The following is a 2,814-nucleotide window of genomic DNA, read 5'->3' as shown; positions in this document are numbered from 1 at the left end:
CGTAGTGCAGATAATTCAATGGGAACATCCCTTAAGGTAGGAGCTGCAAGGACCGAGCGGTGGTGAATATGGCCTGAGGTCTCGATCTCTCCTGGGGCTCAGCATTCACCGTGACCACGCACCCGTCTCGAAATTTAATCGTTGTGAGGCCAGTGGTCTAAGTAGTATCGTTGGAGGCAATCGACGTTTGGTATACAGGTGGTCGGGCACTCAACGGCGATAGATACCTCCATCTCTCTTAGTCCAGTGAACTTTTCTTGAGTCCGGCGAGCCACTGGGAATGGCTCCGAGGGAACCGAAGTCCAACGGCCAGTAGGCTCACGGTTGAGGCGGCGAGGGCGTGGGTGAGATCTTCTTTCACCCGGAATTCTTATCTGAAACGTCCCATGACATAAAAACGGCGCGGGCAAATCACGGTACAAAGGGAGACGTGTAGGGCAGAAAGTCGAACCGGCCTTCCCTCCCCAACAGAATGTGTTCGCAATACCGGTCGAATGCCTCTGCCGGCTCCGAAAGAACACGCATGTCTTCGATAATATCGTCCTTGATGTGGTAGACGGTGCCATCCTGGATGGTGTTCTTGACAAAGAAAATGTCGCCGTCCCGCAGCTTGGTGCGCGTGTCGAGAAACGCCATGAAGGGGATGTCCTTGCGGTCTTCCAGTCGCTGGATCGGCAAGCGTTCTTCAAACCAGGGCTGGTATTTCTTGGTGTAGCCACGCAGACCTTCCAGATAGCCTTCAAGGCTTTCCCAGGGCCGGTTGATGCCCCAGGGCAAGATCCGCTGCGGATAGGCGACCGGGCGTTCAGGCAAATTAAGACCGTCGAAGCGTGTATAATAAGCTTCTCGCAGAGGCATAGGCAGGCTGAACTGGCGCTGGTTTTTCTTCCTGGGACGGCCATCTCGCCTCGTCAAATTAGCCTCAAGCCGCGCCATGTAGGCCTGATGTCCCGGATCGGACAGATTCTCATCGAAACGCAGTCTGTTAATGCAGACTATTTTGTTCTGCACCTCAAGCGCCAGGTCCATAGTGAAGGTCGCAATCGCATCGGTGGCTGCCTCCCTTACTCTGACAAACAATTCTCCGCCATCCAGCAACAGCGCGGCTGTCCGTGGCTGGTGCTTCAGCGTCAGTCCGAATAGCCATTCCTTGCCAATATTCAGCGGAGTGAGGACGTCGCGCAAATTGCCATCAGGGCGGTCGGCATTGTAAACAGCATCAAGCGCCTCGGGTGCCACCTCTGAAAAATTCGTCCAACAGGCAAGCACCCTGTTGTACAGGCCTTGGGCCAAAAATTGTTCTTTTGTCAGGCCGGTAATGGGCATGGCTACATTCCTCTGGCGTTGTTTATCTCACGGATGAGCTCGGTCAACTTGTCGGCCATATCGATCTGCTGCTCGAACAGCCAGTCCTTGTAGTCGGCATTCACCGGCTGCCCTTTGTAGGTTTCCCACGGACGACTGCTGCCTTCAACCGTACAGCCCTTCGAGCAGTTCAGAGAGCCTTCCAGAGGTTGATAGTTTTTCGGATTGTAGAGGATCAGCTTCTGTTCCGCCGGCGACAATTCGTCGTACCCATCAAGTTTTTTGACCTCATTCCGCGGCAGAATGTGGTCCTTGTGGACGTTCATGCCTGGCGGAATGTCCTCGAGCTGATTGGTCAGCGGATTGCGCCATTTGGTCGGATTGCCGGTCGCATCATAGAATTCGGCACGATAGCCGTTGCTATGGTAGTCCTTGCCGGCTGGCGGAAGGTATCCATCGTCTTTGCCGGGCTGCTTTCCGGGCTTGCCGATTGTAAAAGCCATAGACGCGGCTTCGATCAGCTTGGGCCAGGGTGTCAGACGGAACTCGTCGAGGCGAGCTTGCTCGGACGGGGTTAGCTGGCCCTGCTCGGCCAGGATTTCGAGCATTGTCCATTCAAGCGACAGTAGCCCTCTGATGTCGGTATTGATCCAGGTGGCCGCGGCTCCATAGGTGTCGCTGTTCTGGACGAGCAGAATGAGATCGCCCCGCATCTGGTTCAACAGTGCGCGGCAATCGGCGCTGTTGGTGAGGCAGGTCTCCTCAAACTCTGCCTGACGGGCTTTCCAGTCGGCGATACGTTCCGCCTCTACCCGCGTCAGGCATTGCTCGTCTTCACCACAAGCCGCCAGTTTGCGTTCGTACTCACGGAGCTCTTCATGAGTGAGGTAATTGTTCTTGAGCCCAGAAACTGAGATCGTTCCGGCAAGAGAGATGTTGTCCGCTTTGCCTTCGGAAACGAAAAAGCCGGCCATTGCCCCAAGGAGCTGGGCTGCCTTGAAGCTACCCTCATGCCACGAGCTCAACGCGGCAGCGTAAGCGGCTGCAGTGTCGTAGCCGCCAGGTTGGGGTTTGTTGCCCGAGAGATAACCTGCGTAAAGGCTCTGCGCGATGCCTCCCGCTGCCCCAGCAGCGCAGCTACCACCTTGGGCCTCAGCCGCCGCACATCCAGCCAGCCCGTGCAGGAGCATGTGGGGCAACGAACCCTCGGCAAGCCCCAGGTCGCCGATTTCAGTCTGGACATCGGCAAGCGCCAGATTGACAACTGTCTTGATGAGCGCGGTTGAGAAGCCGGTGCCAAAATCAGTCCCATAGATCGCCGACGACAGGCCCGAGCTGATTAATCCGTCAAAAGCGCCCTCGAGGATATTGCCCAGAGTGAGACTTCCGTTGCCGAAGGCACCGAGCAGGCGTTGCGAGAAGGCGGAACCGTTGAGCAGGCCCATATCGCCAAGATTGATGCGAGCCGTCAGCCCGGCTGTGACCCCGGCGAAGACCGCGCCTTCGAGG

2 protein-coding genes are annotated in these 2,814 nt (G+C 56.6%); both read right to left on the bottom strand.

The window, feature by feature from the left end:
• Window positions 1-411 precede the first annotated feature (411 nt).
• Window positions 412-1,326 carry a hypothetical protein gene (locus tag LH464_RS24175; RefSeq protein WP_226788949.1) on the bottom strand — a complete coding sequence of 305 codons (915 nt, stop codon included), beginning with the start codon at window positions 1,324-1,326 and terminating at the stop codon, window positions 412-414.
• 2 nt (window positions 1,327-1,328) lie between these two features.
• Window positions 1,329-2,814 (bottom strand): DUF637 domain-containing protein (locus LH464_RS24170; RefSeq protein WP_226788948.1); only part of this gene is annotated, 1,486 nt, incomplete at its 5' end.

Origin of the sequence: Pseudorhizobium xiangyangii, assembly GCF_020531965.1 — a bacterium.
Lineage (GTDB): Bacteria > Pseudomonadota > Alphaproteobacteria > Rhizobiales > Rhizobiaceae > Neorhizobium > Neorhizobium xiangyangii.
The sequence above is the reverse complement of the archived record's forward strand: the minus strand, read 5'-3'. Positions and strand labels throughout refer to the sequence as shown.